The sequence below is a fragment of the Streptomyces sp. NPDC006265 genome (genome assembly GCF_040613555.1).
Lineage (GTDB): Bacteria > Actinomycetota > Actinomycetes > Streptomycetales > Streptomycetaceae > Streptomyces.
On record NZ_JBEXSH010001337.1, the window covers coordinates 1 to 1,629 of the forward strand.

Consider the following 1,629-nt stretch of genomic DNA (forward strand, 5'->3'; position numbering starts at 1 on the left):
CCGACGACGGCGGCCCGCCCGTCCACCGCGCACGCCACCACCTGGACCTCCCGCCGACCGACGCCCACCCCATCGGCAAGCGGCCCGCCCTGCTCCTCCTCAACGACGGCGACCTCAGCTACGCCAAGGTCCGCTTCGACCCCGAGTCCTTCGAGACCGTCCGCAAGGAGCTCTCCGGCCTGCCCGAACCGCTCACCCGCGCGGTCGTCTGGAACGCCCTGCGCGACGCCGTCCGCGACGGCGAACTCGCCCCCGGCGCCTACCTGGAGACCGCCCGCGCCCACCTCCCGCTGGAGACGGACCTCGCCATCGTCCAGGGCGTCCTCGCCTTCGCCTCCACGTACATCGCCGACCGCTACCTCACACCCAAGGAGCGGCCCGCCGCCCTCGCCACCCTCTCCGACCTGTGCCGCGACCTCATCCGCCGCACCGAGGACGGCGACAACCCCGGCCTGCGCCTGATCGCCGTACGCCACCGCATCGCCGTGGCCGCCCACCCCGACACCATCGCCGCCTGGCTCGCCGACGGCACCGTCCCCGGAGGCCCCGAGCTCGACCCCGAGCTGCGCTGGCGCGTCCTCGCCCGGCTCGCCGTCCTCGGCGCGACCGACGAGACCGCCATCGCCGCCGAACTGGAACGCGACCCGAGCGCCACCGGCCAGGAGGGCGCCGCCCGCTGCCGGGCCGCCCTGCCCGACCCGGAGGCCAAGGCCCGCGCCTGGGAGGCCATGTTCGGCTCCGACACCCTGTCCAACTACCTCTTCACCGCCACCGCCCGGGGCTTCTGGCAGCCCGAACAGGCCGACCTGGTAAGCGAGTACGTCGGGCGCTACTACGCCGACGCGGTCGCCGTCGCCGACCGCCGCGGCCCCGCCATCGCCGTGGCCGTCGGCCGCGACGCCTTCCCCGCGCATGCCGTCGACGCGGACACCCTCCGCCTCGGCGAGGCATGCCTGCGCGACGCCGATCCCAGCCCCGGGCTGCGCCGCAAGCTCGTCGACCAACTCGACGACCTGGCAAGGGCGTTGCGGGTCCAAGGGATCGGGAAGAACTAGGACCGCCGACGTAGGGCCCTCGTGGGGCGGCTGGTCCCTTTCGCCGACGCGGCGGGCCGGCCGCCCTTCCCAGCCTCGGGAAGACAGACGATCAAGCCCGAGGAGCCCACCATGATCGCAGTGACCGGTGCCACCGGAAACGTCGGCCGCGCCCTGGTCGAACGCCTCGCCACCGCCGGCCGGCCCGTGCGGGCACTGACCCGCGCCCCGGAACGGGCCCGCCCGCCCGCCGGCGCCGAGACGGTACGACTCCGGTACGACGACCCGGCCCCCTTCGAGGGCGCCACCAAGCTGTTCCTGTACGTCCAAGCGGGCGGCGAGCGCACCCCCGGCCTGCTGGCGGCCGCCCGCGCCGCCGGGGTGCGCCACGTGGTCCTGCTGTCCTCCGCGATCATCGCGCCGGGCGCCGACGAGACCCACCCCATCCACGTCATGCACGCTACCGCCGAACGGCAGGTCCGCGTCAGCGGCCTGGCGTGGACGTTCCTGCGGCCCGGCGCCTTCGCCACCAACGCCCTCCAGTGGGCCCCGCAGATCCGCGCCGGCGACACCGTCCGCGGAGTCTTCGCCGAGG

General features: G+C 75.3%; 2 protein-coding genes. Both read left to right on the forward strand.

All coding sequences use genetic code 11. The features are described 5' to 3' along the window. Positions 1-1,055, forward strand: a 1,055-nt coding sequence (locus ABZ281_RS48600; RefSeq protein ID WP_356665167.1) for an ERAP1-like C-terminal domain-containing protein, incomplete at its 5' end; no start/stop codon positions are given. A 111-nt stretch (positions 1,056-1,166) separates the two neighbouring features. Beyond that, positions 1,167-1,629, forward strand: a 463-nt coding sequence (locus tag ABZ281_RS48605) for an NAD(P)H-binding protein (RefSeq protein WP_356665169.1), incomplete at its 3' end; no start/stop codon positions are given.